Origin of the sequence: Pseudomonas sp. HY2-MNA-CIBAN-0224 (assembly GCF_040310285.1) — a bacterium.
Taxonomy (GTDB): domain Bacteria; phylum Pseudomonadota; class Gammaproteobacteria; order Pseudomonadales; family Pseudomonadaceae; genus Aquipseudomonas; species Aquipseudomonas helleri.
This window is the reverse complement of record NZ_JBEOPQ010000845.1, coordinates 1-242: the sequence shown is the minus strand read 5'-3', so window position 1 is coordinate 242 and position 242 is coordinate 1. Positions and strand designations below refer to the sequence as shown.

Below are 242 nucleotides of genomic sequence, written 5' to 3'. Positions count from 1 at the left end.
CACTTTATCTAATGCTACTTATGGTGATGAGATCACTTGTACGATTACCAATACACCCAAAGCTTACACCTTCTCGGGTACTGTGTTTAATGACAATGGTGGTATTACCAGTCCTGATCCTCAGCTAATAGGAAGTCCTTATAACAACCCCAATTTTTTTAATGGTATTTTTGATACTAATGAAGCGGGCATAGATGGGATGAATATTGTAAAAGTACGCTTAAGCGATTGCAGTAATAACC

At 37.6% G+C, this 242-nt stretch carries 1 protein-coding gene; it reads left to right on the top strand.

Going from position 1 to position 242, the window contains the following annotated elements; genetic code table 11:
* Positions 1-242, top strand: a 242-nt coding sequence (locus AAEZ03_RS28650; RefSeq protein WP_350583372.1) for a hypothetical protein, incomplete at both ends; no start/stop codon positions are given.